Origin of the sequence: Novipirellula sp. (assembly GCF_041583735.1) — a bacterium.
In the GTDB taxonomy this organism is placed as follows: domain Bacteria; phylum Planctomycetota; class Planctomycetia; order Pirellulales; family Pirellulaceae; genus Novipirellula.
Genome location: NZ_JBFHFD010000116.1, coordinates 1 through 17,060 on the forward strand (window position 1 = coordinate 1; position 17,060 = coordinate 17,060).

Consider the following 17,060-nt stretch of genomic DNA (forward strand, 5'->3'; position numbering starts at 1 on the left):
ACTCGCCAACGGGCTCTAGACGCCAGTGGAGCACGATCTGCGACCCAACTCACACGTCAGCCATCGTAAATTATACACTAACCGCCGTTTTCATTATTTAGGGTGCCGCGAAGCGGAATGAGGACTCGCCAGAGCGTGGATAGTTGCCGTGGAAATGCGAATCACCACCTTCTGGCGAAGGTAGCTACGAATTCTGGCGAAGGGAGTGTGGTTACGGAACCGTAGGTGGGCTCGTCAGATCACGGGCGGCTGGTTGGATTTCGTTTCGATGATCTTGCTGGGACGCAATTGGGTCATCGCGATTAATTGACAACGCACCAGATCCCACACTCGCAAGCTGCCATCGTCGCATCCGGCGACCAGCCAGCCATTTGCCGAATCAATGCAAATGCTTTCGATCCTGGTGGATCCAGATACCAGGAACGCTGCCGTGTTGTCTTGGCTAGTGCGATCCAAAAGCCACACCGTTCCATCGTAGGTGCCCGCGGCAACCCAGCGGCCGTTGGGGGTAACGTCGACGCACGACACGGGATGCTTGCCGAGCGGAAGCGTTTGGTCGTGACCGCTTGCGGTTTGGCTCGCACCTTCACTCAGCGGCCAGAGGTTCAATGTGCCATCATCGCCGCCGGTCACCAAGACACTCGCGGTGTCACTGGTTCCCGCCGATATCTTCATTGCCATGACGGGGCCTGCATGCGGTTGTTTTCGCGACGACAATTTGGGTTCATCAGCGATGCTCCATAGCGTCACCGTTCCTGTTTCGTCCCCGGTGGCGATACTTGCAGCGGAGTCCGTGGATGATTCCTGCTTTGGAAAGCCGATCGTGCGAACACGAGCTCCCTTGGGGTTGATGGGAATCGCGGTGGGGGCGCGGTTCTGCGGGGCGCCGGTCCGCAGTTCGTCCCAGGCATAAGCGACCACTTTACCCTGGACGAGGCCTTTATCGATGATCGTGATCAACCAATCGCCCGACGGGTGAAACACCAATTGGCTAATCGATCCTGCGGATTCAAACTGAGTCAGCTTGGTGGGTTGGCGAGGCTTGTCAGATGTCTTGGTTTCGATTTGGTACACGACCACTTTGTCGTCGAGCGCCATTGCGATGACTGTGGTATCTTTGGGGTGGCATGCGACCGCCATGACTTCGTCGTCAAGCGAATCCATCTCGGCGAGAAGTGATTGAGCAGGTTCGGTGGGATTGCGACGGAGCGATTCGAGCGACCAGACTTTGGCGTCCGTTCCTGATCCCGCGACAACACGTTGCTTGTCGGGCGATAAGCAGATTCCTTCGCGATACGCAAGCGAGACATCCAACCCAGGCAACAAGATTGGTTGAACCGCCGATTCGGTCCACGATGTTGGCGAAACTGGCCAAACACTCAAATTGGTGTCGTAGCCCCAGCTAATCAGTTGGTTCGTGGGCGAGGCCAACATTAATACTTCGACCCCATCTTGATGTGCCGTATGAACGATCGGTTCGGGCGTTGCGAGGTTTGGACGACGCTGCACGGCTTGGCGGAATAGCTCTGCTGCTTTGTCCGCATCGGTCGCAAAAGCGCGGGTCGCCAAGTCCAGCAGCTCTTGCGGACTCGCGTTTTCGATTACCGTTTTACCGCTGTCCGGTTGGTTGTTAACGGGTTCGACTTGATCCGGCGAGACGTTCTGTTGGTCGGCCTTGTCGGAATCGTCGACGATGGGTTTGGAAGAAGGGCGTGGAAACGCAACCAGTACCACACCAAGGATGACGACTGCTACAGCGCCAGCGATGATCGAATAACGTTTCAGTGCAGTGCGGGGCGTTTGGCTCGATGTCACGGCGCCGGTCGAGGAGACGGCGTCATCGGTCGTCTGCTGCGGTAACACTCGAGTGCTCTGCAGACCCGCCGAGTTTGCGGTCTCGGCATCAGCAAACCCGGTGTCAACGGCCGATGTCCCATCCATCGTTTCGGCGATCAACGAGGGACCCGCTTGCGTCTGTGCGAGGCGGTCATTTTGGGTTTCCCCGCTGGGCGAAGCCGGATCGAACTTGGAGGACGGGCGTCCTGCGGCGGTGGTCATCGCCCCTTCGGTTCGCAACGCATCACGCAATTCGTCCACAAAATCAATGTTGGATTCGTATCGCTTGTTCCAATCGATCTCGGTCGCCCGCCGCAGTACTTGTTGCTCGGGATCCGCGACGAGATCAAAGTTCAGCTCGCCTTGTCGATGCGCATTGAGAACTTGGAACAGCGAACCTTCCTTCATCGGCAACGTGCCGGTTCGCAAATGGTAGTAGCTGATCGCCAACGAGTATTGATCGCTCGATTGACTTGGTTTGCCCTCAATCGCTTCGGGGGCCATGTAGGCGGGCGTGCCCGAAGCGCTGGTTGCGGTGATTTGAGTCCGCGTCAGAATCCGCGCCAAACCAAAGTCACAGATCACGGCACTGTTGCCGAGGATGACGATGTTCGCAGGCTTGACGTCACAGTGCTGGATCGCGACTTCGCCCGATCCGAGATCATGCCGGGCATCGTTAAGGAAATCGAGTCCTTTGGCCGAGTCTTCCATGTAGGAAAGCAGTTCGCGCGGGGGAATTCCCTTGCTGGTTTCACGCAAACACTCGGCCATCCGATCCAGCAGACTTTTGCCGGCTAACAGCATTGCGACTACCAGCGTCGCTGGTTCTCGCGTTCGCGGCATTGCAAAGCTGGCGCGATCCGGCGTGACCAATTCGCTGACGTCCATGGTTGCAACGGCTTGATCGGGAGTGTCTTGGATCAATTTGCCTTCGGCGTCAAGCAACCAAATTGCTGTGATTGGCATCAAATTGGCATGGCGAATCAGCTTGATTCGCTTGATCGCATCGTATTCCTTTTGGCCTTGCCCGCCACTGAGGTCGATGAACTTGACCGCGGTTTGGGTGCCACCAGGCGCAGAGGCCCGCCACACTTCACCAAATTGGCCTCGACCTAGAAATTCTTCTAATCGATAACCTGACGCAAATTCGTAGCCTCGCTGTAGCATGTTTCCATTCAGGAATAAAGTAAATCTCGGAAGGGACTCGGTCGCAGTCTAGCAAGTTGATCGGAATCGCGGATGCATCGGGCGACACCATGCCAATGGCTCGTGTGGTGCGACGTGCGAAAATCAAACGGCGCCATACGCCAGCATCGATTCGGCGATTTTTACGAATCCCGCTAAGTTGGCACCGTCGACGTAATCTACATGATCTCCCTTCGTTCCGTAATGAACGCATTTTTCATGAATTTCCTTCATGATACTTTTTAGCTTTGTATTGACCTCTTCGTGAGTCCATTGCAATCGCAGCGAGTTCTGGCTTTGTTCGAGTCCGGAAACAGCCACGCCGCCGGCGTTAGCGGCTTTAGCAGGGCCGAACAGGATGTTGGCTTCGCGGAACGCCTTCATCGCCTCGAGCGTGCTCGGCATGTTGGCCCCTTCGACGACCGCAATACAACCGTTTTTCAGCAGTGTTTCAGCGTCTTGCTGGTCAATTTCGTTCTGAGTCGCACAGGGCAGCGCAACGTCACAAGGGATATGCCAAGGCCGCCGGTCGGCGTGGAACGTGGCTTTACGATACTTTTCGGCGTATTCCGAGATACGTCCACGCTGCTTTTCTTTTAATTCTTTGACATACGCCAATTTTTCTTCGTCAATCCCGTCCGGATCGTGAATGACCCCGCCGGAATCCGACAATGTCAGTACTTTGCCCCCCAATTTGCCCGCCATCTCGGCAGCGTAGATCGCTACATTACCGCTGCCGGAAATGCAGACCGATTTTCCTTTGATCGAATCACCGAGACGATTGAGCATGTTCTCGCAAAAGTACACACAGCCGTATCCCGTCGCTTCGGTTCGTACCAGACTGCCGCCAAATGACAACCCTTTACCTGTCAGCGTCCCAACGAACGTATTGGACAATCGTTTGTATTGACCAAACAGATAGCTAATCTCGCGACCGCCGACTCCGATGTCACCTGCGGGAATGTCGGTGTCCTCGCCGATGTGTCGATGCAGTTCAATCATCATCGAGTGACAGAACCGCATCACTTCATGATCACTCTTTCCCTTGGGGTTGAAATTGGACCCACCTTTGGCCCCGCCCATCGGCAATCCCGTCAAGCTGTTTTTGAAAATCTGTTCAAAGCCTAAGAATTTTAAAACGCTTTGGGTCACGGAAGGATGGAACCGCAAACCACCTTTGTAAGGACCAATCGAATTATTGAATTGGACTCGCCAGGCGCGGTTCGCCCGAAAGTTGCCTTCGTCGTCTTCCCAGGTCACACGAAAGATGATGATGCGGTCGGGTTCGGTCAAACGCTCGAGCAATTGGGCTTGCTTGTAACGCGGATGCTGCAAGATGAACGGCATCAGCGATTCGGTGACCTCGCGAACCGCCTGGTGAAATTCGTCTTCACCCGGGGTCCGTTTGACGAGGCCCTGCATGAACGATTCCACTTCTTCGCGTACGAACTTGAGCATGATGAACCTCGTCGTTGTAGGATGAGTAACCAACCCTATTCTAAGCGACGGGAACGATGCAAAGTTGTGCGATGTCGCTGATCACTCCGCGATCAACGTGGGACAGGCTGCTAGCCTGTTGGTTGGGTAATAACAGGCTGGCAGCCTGTCCTACGAAGCTTACCCCTCGATTTAGTTGGCGGCTTGGGCCAAGTCCGCTCGTAAACTTTTCAATTGAGCAACCAAACGCGATGGATCGTACTGGGCACGAAGACGCAAATCCATCTCTAAACGATCGGGGTAAATGAACTGTTTGCGACCCGAGGGCAGGTCGGATGAGATTCCGGTCGTTTCCGGGTTGCCGAGTTGGCGAATCCGATCGTGCAGTTCCGGAGCGATCGGTTTGCCTTCGAGTTCTAGCTCGGTCGCGATCGTCTGCATCGCCCAGATGACTTGCCGAGCCGCATCGTACGTCACCAATCTGGATTTCGGCGTCGTCGCCAAACCTCGCAGTACCGCCAATGCGATTCGAGCATCGACCGGTTTTTGTTCTACCGCGTCAATGGCCGCAGTGATGTGATCGCGCAGCTGTGTGGCAGCGGCGGCAACGCGGTGAGGGTCACCAAAGGGTTGCTCGCTAAAGAGCTGCTCGATCTCGTTTTCCAGGCTTCGCGATTGCGCTAACGTTTCCTTGCCATAGAACAGATACGCAATCGTCAAAATCGCGTCGGGCCATTCATATTGCCGTGGACGTCCAGGGGCGCCGACATAGCCGCGTTGTTGGCGAACACTGTTGGATCGCAATTCGTGATGACACGCCGCGCAATCATACAGAGAATAGTCCGCCCAGTTCTGCGCCGAATCCGATCCCGATTGGATATACAGTTCGAGCATCTGTTGCCGAGCGACCAGAGATCCGATCAGCATTTTGCGGGTGTTCCAGAAAACCGCACCCGCGTTGGTTGAACCGAGCAGTCCGGGATAGTTCAGGTTGAAATAGTCGTTTCGCTGCGGGTAATCCGCCAGTGAATCGTACAGTTGCGCTGGCGTTTGCCAATGTTGTGGCATCTCGGCACAGAACTGCTGGAGCTCGATCGAGGGAATCGGGGGATGCCCGGCCGCATACATCTCGTGCGACACAAACATATTTTTCGAGCGGTTGCCGATATGACAATCGAAGCACAATTGGGCTTGATTGGACGTGTCGACCAAATTCCGCAATCCAGCAGTCGACTTTTCTTGAGGCGATTTCAAACGCCACTTCTTGGGATCTCGATGCGGCGCAATCCATTCATCGTTATCGTCCTGCTGGTGACAGTACAAACAATCGATGCCCAATTGAGCGTTATCGAGATCCGCCAAATCGAATCCGCTGGCCCCGGCGTGATAGCCACCATGACAGGTCAAGCAATGGTCGCGAAATTTGGCGTAGCCCGCTGCGGTCGTGACTGAGCCCGAACCCCATAGTTTGTCACAGATGCGGCGGCTAAGCAGATTGCTTTGTCCGATCCATTCTTCGGGTATGCTTTCGAGTCCGACCTTGTTGCGATCAATCGTTTCACCGCGTTTCTTGTATCCTTCGATCGCTTTTTCAATCTGAGTATCGAGTCGGTCGTATAACTTTAAAAGCTCATCTTCGCTCTGTTCGGCGGCGAAGGGTTCGACTCGTCGGCGAGCGATCGTATGTTTGTCTTTTTGCAACCAATACATCATTTCGCTGCGGCGGCTAAACGATGTCAGATCTCCCGACTCGCCACTATCGATTTCGGCGTCGGTTGGTCCCATCACGTGACAACTGACGCATTTGCCGACGGGTTCCGATGCAACCCACGACATGTAAACCGGGTCGCTTAGCCTTTCTTCGCGCGACAGGGTGTCCGAAGCGGTTTGTGCCCAACCGACCGCACTGGTCACTGCGAACAGGACAATCGCGACCCCGGTGGGAATCTGTCTTGCGAAGAAGGAAGTGGATACCATTTTGTCAATCTGTTTAATCAAAAGAATCAATTGTCTGATTCGTCGGACGTGCGGGCTTCTTGCATTTGACGTAGTTCTTCGAGTAGCTGTTCACGTGTTTTCGGTTTTCGTTCCGGTTTCGCCGGCATGTCGGGCGTGCCATCGTCGATCTTTTTATCCGTTGACTCGGCTTGCTCGATGCGTTGTTGGTTCAAGCGTTTCCAGCGTTCATTGATCCGCTGGATCATCTCTTGCAGTTCGTTTTGCAGTGCTTGCGTTTCCGCTTCGTCGTCCTGCAGCTCGTCACTGGATTCGGGTTGGTAAATCGGGCCCAGCCAACCGGCCATCTCGATGCCCAACTTCGTCGCTTCGGCTCGATTCAGCGTCGGTCCGCTTTCATTGCGTTTTGAATAACGGCTGACGTCAATCATCTCAGGATAGCGTAAACCGACACGCAGCGGTTGAGCCAGATTGTGGAGGGGACCGTGCCATCCGCCGGGCCAGCTTTCGCGAGCGGCGACGGCGGCCAAATAAAACTGCACCGCCGATTCCCAGGTCTGCCAAGTTTGACGTTTTCCGGCTGCGGCAGCGACGAGGTTCCCCAAGCGATCGCTGCGGAATTGGGCTCGTTCGGATTGGCCAGCGGGGCCATCAAACCATTGGGCAAGCGACGTGCGAGCCTGCAGTGCCAACTCGGCGACGAATCCCGGATCCGCCTTTGGTTGCGATTCCATCTGTAGCTTCACTCGGTCGAGCGATTCAAGTAATTCGAAATCGTCTGACGTCGCCGCTCCCGTTTCGATGCGGTAATGGACGAGCCAGCGAAGGCCTGCGTCGTTCCATGACGAATAGAGCGCCACCGCTTTCCGATCGTCGGTGATCGCCGTTCGCGAATTTTGTAGCCCAAGTTGATGGTGACACGACGCACAATCGTATGAGGCAAACTCGGGCCATTGGCTGACAGAGTGCGATTTGGCGGCTCGCGTTTCGAGTAGAGCCAGCGAGGCATCGGTCGCCGCAATTTGTCCGGCCAACCACAATTGGGCCTCGTAATAGGTACGGTCTTTCGCCTCGGCATCGCGCCAGTGTTTGGGTTGCCATGCATGAAAGGTCGCTAATTCATAGCGAAGTGCTGGGTGCCCGGCTGCGATGATGTCGTGATTCATGTCACGATCTTTGTCACCGACATGGCACGATGCACACATCCGCGCACGTATGTACAGGTCTGCCGCGTCGACAAATCCTTCGTCGCTGGCGGATGCGGGTGACCAATGGCGTTGAAAGTGGGTCCCGATCCATTGCTCGCTCGGCCCGTGGCACGCCGAACATCCCACCCCTTCATGCTGGAATGTGTTGACGTCGTTGGGGCTGGTTTGATTGCGATCAGGGGCAAACGGTGTCATGTGGACCGCATCACTTGGACCCACGTACGTATCGCGATTCGCGCGAGGTTCGTTGTAGCGACGCGTCGAATTGTGGCACGCCATGCAGTTGTCGAATCCGACTTGATCGATGATTTGGTCGCCATCCATAATTTTCAGACGCTGCATCATCGCGACGCTTTCGTCACTGCAGATCGTCTTCCAGCTCTGCGCGTGCGGGTCATGATCGAGCCACAATTGGTATTCTGCTCCACGACGCACCGTAGCTTGGGTGACCCCAGGTCGCGGACCCGCATGGCAATTGGATGTCGCACACGAGGCGGCCCCATTGACCATTAAATCTTGGCGAAGCAAGGGAGAGTGCAGCCGATCGAGCGTCCCTGGGGAAAAAAGCATCCCCGGCGTCGATGTCCCCGGCGTCGATGTCCCCGGCGGCGATGTCCCCGGCGGCGATGTCCCCGGCGGCGTTGGGATCGGTTCTTGGGCACGCGCGAGGGTCGACACGAAGACCATCCCGATCCACAGGAAAGTGCAAACGCTCGGTCTGATTCGATGCGACATCACGCGACTTGGGTTAGGTGGAAAAGGCGTTAATGGATACCCCCCAAATTACCTTCACATTAGTACGATAATCGTTGATCGGCAAAACAACAGCGTTCTCTCGACATTTTATGCTGTGGGGGTGCGAAGATTGACGACTACCCATCACGGGGGTTTAATATGGTTGCTCTCCGCGGGATGTAACGATCCTGCCGACGGACTTTCTGGTCACTTACATTTGGGTGCTACTTGACGTGCTATTGAATCGCAGCCAAACAAGATTGCATCTGATGTTCGTGATTCCGACGTTGGTCGTGACCCTCGGTTGCCTCATCTACTACGGGCTCGAGTCGTCTCAGGCGAACCGTTGGGTTGGCGGCGGCAGTCGTGCTGGATTGTTGTGCGGAATCGCGGCCGGTTCGATCATCGTATTCGAGATGTTGCTATGGCCGCGAAAAGCGCTTCGTCGCTTGCGGTTGATTCCGGCCAAATATTGGATGGCTGCCCATCTGTGGTTTGGCTTGGCTTCGCTGCCGTTGGCGATCGCACACAGTGGGTTTCACTTGGGCGGATGGTTGCCTGCCACCTTCATGGTGCTGTTTGTGTTCTGCATCCTCAGCGGAATCTATGGATTAGCGGTGCAGAACATTCTGCCACGCTGGATGTTGCGCAATTTGCCAGGCGAAACGATCTACAGTCAAATCGACTATGTCTCGAAGCAAACCGTTGAAGATGCTCGCCGATTATTATTGAGCGCATGTGGGCGTCGAGTCGGAGGCCCCGATGACGCCGACGAAGAACGTGAGTTCGAAGCGGTCAAAGCAGGAGCCATTGTTGTCGGTGCGGTGCGTCAGTCGGGCAAAACACGCGGCCGGGTGCTGGAAACACGCCAATTTGCGTCGACCAATACCGATGGCCCGGCGCTGTGGAATGCTCTAGACGAAATTCAACCTTTTCTGCTTCACGGCCATCAGGCGAAAACGCCGGTAAACGATCGACAACGCGCCAGTGTGTGGTTTGATCGGCTGCGCAGTGCATGTGGCGAAGAAAGTGGATCGATCGTGAACATCCTCGAAAGCTTTTGTGATCAACGTCGCCAATTTGATACCCAATCCACGGTTCATCGTTGGCTGCATGCGTGGATTCCCATTCATATTGGATTGTCCGTTGCTGTGACCGTTTTGTTAGCAGCCCATGTTTGGACTGCGCTAAAGTATTGGTAAATGATCGACAATGCGTGAAACGGGAAAGCAAAGATCTCAGCGAATTCAAATCGATTACTACCGTCGCCGCGGTGGACTGCATCGGTTTCGCACCCTCTGTATCGCGGTGGGCGGCATCGCTGCAGTGCTCTACGCATGCTTCGTGCTGGCGGGGGCGGCCGGCAAATCGCATCTCAGCACAGGGCCGGTGGCGATTGCCCATGCGTCGTTTGAAAACGATTGCAAACTCTGTCATCAAAACTTTACCCCGATCAGCTCGGATGCATCCTCGTTGGATATAAAGCCGATCGGAGTGAATGCGACGAAATCGATTCAGCACATCGAAACCGCTTGCCAGTCGTGTCACCAAGTCGGCAGCCACTACCGCGAAACGATGCGGGCCGAGGCAAAGTTAGTCGATCAGAATTGTGCGGGCTGCCACGTCGATCATCAGGGCCGCGATCACGATCTCAGCCTCGTCACCAACGAACGTTGTGCTTCGTGTCACGCCGATCTCAGTTCAGTGTGTTCTGCCGCACCGACCGTCAATGCCAACGTGGTTGCGTTTACAAAGGCGGATCACGGAGACTTTGCTTCGTTGCAGAAGCCCGACCCAGGCGTCGTGAAATTTGATCACGCTCAACACATGCGGCCTGGACAAGTGGATGCCGGACAACGCGGCGAGATGACGTTGGCGATGCTCGATGAATCGCTGCGTGATCGGTACCGGGGCGAAGGGCAAGACGATTCCGCGGCGGTGCAATTGGATTGTGGTAGTTGTCATCAGATGGTGGGCAACCCCAGCGGTGCTAACACGATGGCGTCCGACGGCGAGTTGGGCCGCTACATGGCGCCGGTTTCTTTCGAACAACATTGCTCGGCATGTCACTCGATGAACTCGGGTGCCGCGACGGCCGATACGACGCCGATTCCTCACGCGGTACCTTGGTCCAAAGTTGACTTGTTATTGGCCGCGACCATCGACGGGGTGCGAGCGACCGGTCAGGCGAGATCGCCCCGCGGCGATGCACGAACGGTTGCTGTGCCGGGTGAAGGAGTCGGCAAACCCGCGACCGGTGAGTCGGTCTCTTCGATCGTCGACGTTCGCTTGGCAAGAGAACGAGTGCAGTCACAGTGTTTGAAGTGTCATGATCAGGCCTCGGTCACGGATGAAGCTATCCGTGCATCGCTTGGGAATCAAAGTGCCGAGATGATCCCGTCGCGGTGGTTCGAGCATGGGATCTACGATCACGCGGCACATCGCCGAATCGATTGCAAATATTGTCACGAGGCGGCCTACAACAGCGACACGGCGGCGAAACCGGCGACCGATCAAGACGTCGTGATGATCGCCGGAATTCAGTCGTGCACTGGCTGTCATCGTGATTCCGAGTTGCCGACTCCCGCGTCGCTTGCGTCGTCCGAAACGGTCTCGTTATTAGGTGGCCAACCGACTTGGGCGTCGGATCGCTGCACGCTTTGCCATCGTTATCATCCGCCGGGCGCGGTGACGAAGGTGGAGCGATGAAACTCGCACGCATCGCTCTTATCTGGTGGGGGCTGATTTGGTTGAGGCTAATTGGTTTTGAAGGCCTCGCCAACGTGATGGCTGCCGAGCCGTCACCCTTTATGGGGAATGCGTCGTGTGCAACATCGACTTGCCACGGCGGCACGATCGGTCGCGGTCCGGCCTGGAATCATTCACTGTCGACGTGGCTTGCCAACGATCCGCATGCCAATGCCGGACGGTTACTGTATGACCGTGATTCACAAGCGATCGTCAGCCGGCTGGATCGTTCGGCGTCGGGCTCACGCGAAGCCTATGATGTGGTGTTGCGGGAGCGTTGTATCAGTTGTCATACGACCGCAACCGCCTCGCAAACTGCGGCAAGCGGGAAATTGTCGGTCGAGTTTCTGGCCGCCGGCGTTACCTGCGAATCGTGCCACGGGGCGGCCGAGTCGTGGCTTGTTTCGCATACTCATGCCGATTGGGATCCCGCCACGAACGAATCGATGCGTGAAATGGATTCGATCATCGGACGCGGCGAAACGTGTGTTCGATGCCATATTGGATCACGAACCGAGGACGGTTTGGTCCGTGACATGAATCATGATTTGATCGCGGCAGGACATCCGGCGCTGCGGTTTGAGTTGCCGATCTATCTAGCGAATTTGCCGGCCCATTGGGATCCCGGTCGTGATCGTGAACTTGACGCATCCCACGTTCGGCTGCGTGCCGTGGGGCGGGCGATCAATCTGGCCACGGCAGCAAAACTGTCCTCCGAACGAGCCCGTGACCATTTGCAAGACCCGACTGTGCCGTGGCCTGAATTGTCCGACTACGACTGCTTCGCGTGTCACCAAAGTTTGTCGATCCGCGATTTTCAAGTGCCACCGTCCAGCAAAAAGAAATCGCCGCTGCACGTCAGCGATGGATTGCCCGTCTGGAATTCATGGCACAGCGTGAACCAGTTGGAACTTCGCGATAATGTGGCATTACTCGAAAAACTTTCGCCCCATCGCAGTGATCCGAAACAGATTGCCGCCAGTGGCCAGTCGTTGGCGGTCCAGTATCGCAAACTTGCCAAGCAGCTTGCCACCAAGACCATCGATCCGCGTCAAGAGTTGCAATCGATGCAGGAGCGACTTCAGGATCAACCTCCTCCGGTGGATTGGCATCAAGCGGCGATTGAGTACTTGGAACTCGACGCGTTGCTGCGCGATTTGAATGCGTCGCTTCCCGATGCGTTGAACGAGCTCGAGCATTCGCTGCGATTTCAACCTGAACCCACTCCAGACACAAACGTATCGCTGCATTCCCCGGCCGATTTTGACCCTGCAAAATTTCGTCAAACGATTCTGCGTATCTTGCAATCGCAATTGGCGTCGACTCTAAGCCAAGCGAACCCCGAGTAAATAACCACGATGATCATCCCAGCTTTACACGAACGGCAATCCAAACGTGGCGGATACCTGACGCATGCGGATATGGAATCGGTGGCAGAGGAATTGGGCATTCCGATGCACCGCGTCAATGCGTTGGTCACGTTTTTTCCGCACTTTCGCACCGATCCGCCACCGAAGGTCGAAGTCCACGTTTGTCGCGATATGAGTTGCCATTTAAATGGCTCGGTCCCGATGATCCAGCGCGTGGCCGATTGGGCCGAGAAAAAGTATGGCCACGATGTCGAAGTCTGTGGCGTGTCGTGTCTGGGACGCTGCGATCGTCCGCCGGCTGCAATGGTCAACGAACAACTGATTGCCTGTGGTAGCGAAGCGGGGATCCAGCAGTCGATCGACGCGATCATGCAGGGACAACAACCCGAATTTAATTCGGATTGGGAACTTGCCAAAGCGAAGGTCGGCAAGTGGGACATGGATATTTACGGCGGCAGCGGTCGTTACGAGCGAATTCGCGAGTACATCACGGGCGGTGGCGATCCCGACAAAGTGCTCAAGGCGCTCGAGAACGCGGGCCTGCTGGGGATGGGAGGCGCCGGTGGTCGAGCCTACTTGAAATGGGGCGACGTGATGCGGGCCGAAGGCACGACGGGCGAAAAATTTATTGTCTGTAATGCCGACGAAAGCGAACCGGGAACTTTTAAGGATCGCGAGATCTTGCTGGCCGCTCCCTACCTGACGATCGAAGGCATGATTCTGGCCGCCTTGGTGGTCGGGGCGACTCGCGGGTGGATCTATATTCGGCACGAGTATCCGGAACAGATCGAAAAATGCCGCCAGGAAATTGCTCGTGCCGTCCAACTTGGTGCCTGCGGTCGCAACATTTTTGGCAGCAGCCGCTCATTCGAACTCGATGTCTTCCCCAGTCCTGGCGGTTACATCTGTGGTGAACAGACCGCGTTGATCGAAGCGATGGAAGACAAACGTGCCGAACCGCGGAACCGGCCTCCTGAATTGATGACCAACGGTTTGTATGATCAACCGACCCTGCTTTCTAACGTGGAAACGTTTGCCTGGGCACCCGCGATCTTGAAGGACGGCGGCGACTGGTTCGCTAGCCAAGGAATCAAAGAAGGACCGTTGACCGTCGGGTCGAGCCCGGCGATGAAAGGCAAACGGTTGTTTTCGATCAGCGGTGATTTGAACCAACCGGGCGTCTATGAAGTGCCTACCGGCACGACGCTCGGCGAACTGATCGACATTCATTGCGGAGGGATGAAAGACGGCAAAGCGATCGCCGCAGTCGCGCTTAGCGGTCCCTCGGGCGGATTGCTGCCGCCCAAAATTCCGGTCAAATTCCTCAGTCGCCGATTTGTCGATGCCAATGTTCCCGAAGGGGTCACTCACATCGATATCCGTGATCTGCCGCTGGATATCAACGTTTCGCGTGCGGTGGGCTACATGCTCGGCGCTGGCATCGTGATCTATGGCGAAGGCTGCAATGTGTTAGCCGAAGCGGTCGCCAACAGCCGCTTTTATCGAAACGAAACCTGTGGCAAATGTGTCCCCTGTCGCATCGGGTCCGAGAAAGTCACCGAGATGGGCGAGCGGTTACTTGCCGGTGACGTGACGCGTGAAGAGTTCGATACGTTCGAACCGATCGCGTTGGGACTGAGCGGAGTGATGCAAGCGACCAGCATCTGTGGACTCGGGCAAGTGGCCAGTAATCCGCTGCAAACGTTTTTGAAATTCTTTCCTGATTTGGCTCGCCAAGCGTGTCGTAACAAACCGTCGGAAGTGGCAAAATCATGAGCAACGAAATCGATCCCAAAGACGTCGCACGCGTTAACTTTGATATCAGTGATCTGCCGGGACAAGTCGTTGCAGAACAGGAAGGTCTGTTTGCACGTGACGTCGACGGTCAATTGGTCCGTGTCCATAAAGCGTCCGCTTCGGAGTTGGACGAAGATGTCACGTTGACGATTGATGGTCGTGAAGTCACGGTCAAAAAGGCGGTGCCGACGCGCGATAGCCAGGGCAACGTCATTCGTGATGCGACCGGGGCACCGAAACCGCGTTACACGACAATCTTTGATGCGACAAGTGAAGTGTTTGTCCGCGAGCCTGGCGACGAGCATCCAATTCCAACGCTTTGTCACAAAGAACATCTGCCGCCGGTGGGCGTGTGCCGTGTGTGCCTTGTCGAGGCGACCGAGATGACGCGGCGTGGACCGCGGAAACAATTGGTCCCGTCGTGTGTCCAGCGAGTTTCCAACGGCATGATCGTCAACACGATCAAGAGCGAAACCGACAAAGATGCTGCGGTGCGAGTGAAAGCCGCCAGCCAAACCGTGGTCGAACTGTTGATTGCGGACCATCTGCCAAGTTCGCAGTGGTCGGCACCTGGCAACGAATTGGCCACAGTCGCTCGGCGGATGGAGATCGAGGAATCTCGTTTTGCCCCCCGTTCGCTCGAGCGAGGTCACGACGACAGCAGCAAAATGATCGCCGTGGATCATGATCAATGCATCATGTGCGGCCGCTGTCAGCGGGGATGCAATTGGATCAAAGGCAATAATGTGATCGGCCGTGGCGGCAAAGGATACGAGTCGCACATCGCCTTTGATCTCGAAGATCCGATGGGGCAAAGTACCTGCGTTTCGTGCGGTGAATGTGCCGTCAGTTGTCCGACCGGTGCGCTGCAGTTCCAGCCATCGTTCATCGAAACCCAGATCAAACGGGTTCGCGATGACATGGTCGCCGAGAATAAAGATGGCGACATCGTGACGGCCGACGAGCTGATTCATTATCCGCTGTTCTCCGGCATCCCCTACAAATTTTTGCAGTTTAACGGGGCCGCAGTCGTTCGCCGTATCCTGAAAGAAGGCGACGTTTTGTGCCGCGAAGGCGAATACGGTTCGACCGCGTTTATTATCCTCAGCGGTGAGTTCGAGATTTTCCTCGCAACCACACGCGGTGCAGTCCGCAACCGTTCCGCAGGCGGATTGTTCGGATGGCTGGGCGGTTTGAAAACCGTGGTCGAAAAAGTGGGCGGACGAGCGAAGTTGGCCGATGTCAGCGCCGCCCAACTCTCTGAAGATCAACGGATTTTGCGTAACAGCGATGACGTGATCTTGGGCGAGATGACTTGTATGAACCGTTATCCGCGAAGTGCTACCGTGGTCGCGACTCAGGACGCTGAAGTGCTCGAGATTAAACGCAACGTGTTGTACATGTTGCAGCGAAACGAAGTCAGCCGCGAAATCTTGGATCGCGCCTATCGCAAGTATTCGCTGACGGGCCAAATTGAATCGCTGCCGATTTTTGATTCGCTCGACGATCAACAACGAAAACAAGCGGCCGAGTTTCTGCGAGACAAAGCCGATCTGGTTTCGGTCGACCCTGGACAAGTGATTTTTGCGCAAGGCGATCGAGCCGACGATTACTACGTCAACAAACTGGGGTTTGTCAAAGTCACCCAAAAATACGGACGTGACGAACGAGTGCTCAGTTATCTCGGTCCTGGAAATGGGTTCGGCGAGATTGGATTGCTTTCGAGTATCGGCGACACCCTTTCGGAAGCTCTCGGCGGAACGGTCCGTCCCGGCGTCCGTACCGCGACCTGTTCGGCGCTGGATCACGTCGAACTGATCCGCATTCGTGGCGAGGATTTTCGTAACTTACTGGCCCAGTTTCCTGAACTCAAAAACACGTTGGCTGCCAAAGCGAAGGTGATTTTAGAGAAAGACCAGGAGGCTCGCAGTCGACTGCAAGCGGTCGAATCAGAAGACTTTCTCGATCAAGGCCTTTATTTGGCGCAAAGTTTGTTGGTCTTGGATCTGGAACGATGCACGCGATGTGACGAGTGCACCAAGGCGTGTGCCGACACTCACGAAGGGGTCACCCGATTGGTTCGCGATGGATTGCGGTTCGACAAGTTCCTGGTCGCCAGCAGTTGCCGGTCGTGTATGGATCCGTACTGTTTGGTCGGATGTCCCGTTGATGCAATTCATCGCGATGGGGATTCACTCGAGATCGCGATCGAAGATTACTGTATCGGTTGCGGATTGTGTGCCGACAATTGTCCGTACGGCAACATCAACATGCACGGCTTTCCCAAGCAAGAAGTCGATGCATCGGGCAAGCTGAAGACGGTTTATCAAGAAGTCGAAGGCAAGAAGATGCCGGTTGTCCAGCAACGAGCGACCACCTGCGATTTGTGCCGCAGCATTGATGGGAAACCAAGCTGCGTGTACGCGTGTCCGCATGAGGCCGCATTCCGGATGACTGGTCCGGAATTGTTAGAGATCACCAAACAAAACGGAAACGGAAATTTATGACCGTTGGTGATGAATCATTTTCTCGTAACTACCTTCGCCAGAAGGTGGTGATTCGTATTGGCTGGCCATCATCCACGCTCTGGCGAGCGTAGCTACGGAACGCCGTGAAGCATTTTCTCGTAGCTACCTTCGCCAGAAGGTGGTGATTCGTATTGGCCGGCAATCATCCACGCTCTGGCGAGCGTAGCTACGGAACGCTGTGAATCATTTTCTCGTAGCGACCTTCGCCAGAAGGTGGTGATTCGTACTGGCTGGCAATCATCCACGCTCTGGCGAGCGTA

9 protein-coding genes are annotated in these 17,060 nt (G+C 55.7%); 5 read left to right on the forward strand and 4 right to left on the reverse strand.

Translation table 11 applies throughout. From position 1 onward, the window contains the following. Positions 1 to 234: 234 nt before the first annotated feature. The 4 genes from ABX962_RS11250 to ABX962_RS11265 form a co-directional block, all read right to left on the reverse strand. Positions 235 to 3,003: a protein kinase gene (locus ABX962_RS11250; protein ID WP_372719392.1), complete on the reverse strand. Its 2,769-nt coding sequence runs from the start codon at positions 3,001 to 3,003 to the stop codon at positions 235 to 237. Between the two features lie 123 nt (positions 3,004 to 3,126). Beyond that, positions 3,127 to 4,479: an NADP-specific glutamate dehydrogenase gene (gene gdhA / locus ABX962_RS11255; protein WP_372719394.1), complete on the reverse strand. Its 1,353-nt coding sequence runs from the start codon at positions 4,477 to 4,479 to the stop codon at positions 3,127 to 3,129. 171 nt (positions 4,480 to 4,650) lie between these two features. Beyond that, positions 4,651 to 6,435, reverse strand: coding sequence for a multiheme c-type cytochrome (locus ABX962_RS11260; RefSeq protein ID WP_372719396.1), 1,785 nt, complete (start codon positions 6,433 to 6,435; stop codon positions 4,651 to 4,653). Between the two features lie 26 nt (positions 6,436 to 6,461). Continuing rightward, positions 6,462 to 8,300: a hypothetical protein gene (locus ABX962_RS11265; protein ID WP_372719398.1), complete on the reverse strand. Its 1,839-nt coding sequence runs from the start codon at positions 8,298 to 8,300 to the stop codon at positions 6,462 to 6,464. A gap of 326 nt (positions 8,301 to 8,626) precedes the next feature. Here ABX962_RS11265 and ABX962_RS11270 point away from each other — a divergent pair, with 326 nt between their 5' ends. Genes ABX962_RS11270 through ABX962_RS11290 form a run of 5 tightly spaced genes read left to right on the forward strand, consistent with a single transcriptional unit; the run spans position 8,627 to position 16,779 of the window. After that, positions 8,627 to 9,559 carry a hypothetical protein gene (locus tag ABX962_RS11270; protein ID WP_372719400.1) on the forward strand — a complete coding sequence of 311 codons (933 nt, stop codon included), beginning with the start codon at positions 8,627 to 8,629 and terminating at the stop codon, positions 9,557 to 9,559. 10 nt (positions 9,560 to 9,569) lie between these two features. Beyond that, the gene (locus ABX962_RS11275; RefSeq protein ID WP_372719402.1) at positions 9,570 to 11,066 is read left to right on the forward strand and encodes a cytochrome c3 family protein; all 1,497 of its coding nucleotides are present in this window, start codon (positions 9,570 to 9,572) and stop codon (positions 11,064 to 11,066) included. Continuing rightward, positions 11,063 to 12,454 (forward strand): multiheme c-type cytochrome, encoded by a 1,392-nt coding sequence (locus ABX962_RS11280; protein WP_372719404.1) that lies wholly within the window; start codon positions 11,063 to 11,065, stop codon positions 12,452 to 12,454. Before ABX962_RS11275 ends, ABX962_RS11280 begins: the two co-directional genes overlap by 4 nt. Before the next feature lie 9 nt (positions 12,455 to 12,463). Beyond that, positions 12,464 to 14,251, forward strand: a complete 1,788-nt coding sequence (locus tag ABX962_RS11285) for an NAD(P)H-dependent oxidoreductase subunit E (protein WP_372719406.1) — start codon at positions 12,464 to 12,466, stop codon at positions 14,249 to 14,251. Beyond that, positions 14,248 to 16,779, forward strand: coding sequence for a cyclic nucleotide-binding domain-containing protein (locus ABX962_RS11290; RefSeq protein ID WP_372719408.1), 2,532 nt, complete (start codon positions 14,248 to 14,250; stop codon positions 16,777 to 16,779). Before ABX962_RS11285 ends, ABX962_RS11290 begins: the two co-directional genes overlap by 4 nt. The last annotated feature ends 281 nt before the right edge of the window (positions 16,780 to 17,060 follow it).

What these genes read in the sequence shown, in the direction of transcription:
- ABX962_RS11270 (WP_372719400.1), top strand. Translation starts at nt 8,627, where the DNA reads ATGTTCGTGATTCCGACGTTGGTCGTGACCCTCGGTTGCCTCATCTAC.
- ABX962_RS11260 (WP_372719396.1), bottom strand. Translation starts at nt 6,435, where the DNA reads ATGGTATCCACTTCCTTCTTCGCAAGACAGATTCCCACCGGGGTCGCG.
- ABX962_RS11280 (WP_372719404.1), top strand. Translation starts at nt 11,063, where the DNA reads ATGAAACTCGCACGCATCGCTCTTATCTGGTGGGGGCTGATTTGGTTG.
- ABX962_RS11290 (WP_372719408.1), top strand. Translation starts at nt 14,248, where the DNA reads ATGAGCAACGAAATCGATCCCAAAGACGTCGCACGCGTTAACTTTGAT.
- ABX962_RS11275 (WP_372719402.1), top strand. Translation starts at nt 9,570, where the DNA reads ATGCGTGAAACGGGAAAGCAAAGATCTCAGCGAATTCAAATCGATTAC.
- ABX962_RS11250 (WP_372719392.1), bottom strand. Translation starts at nt 3,003, where the DNA reads ATGCTACAGCGAGGCTACGAATTTGCGTCAGGTTATCGATTAGAAGAA.
- gdhA (WP_372719394.1), bottom strand. Translation starts at nt 4,479, where the DNA reads ATGCTCAAGTTCGTACGCGAAGAAGTGGAATCGTTCATGCAGGGCCTC.
- ABX962_RS11285 (WP_372719406.1), top strand. Translation starts at nt 12,464, where the DNA reads ATGATCATCCCAGCTTTACACGAACGGCAATCCAAACGTGGCGGATAC.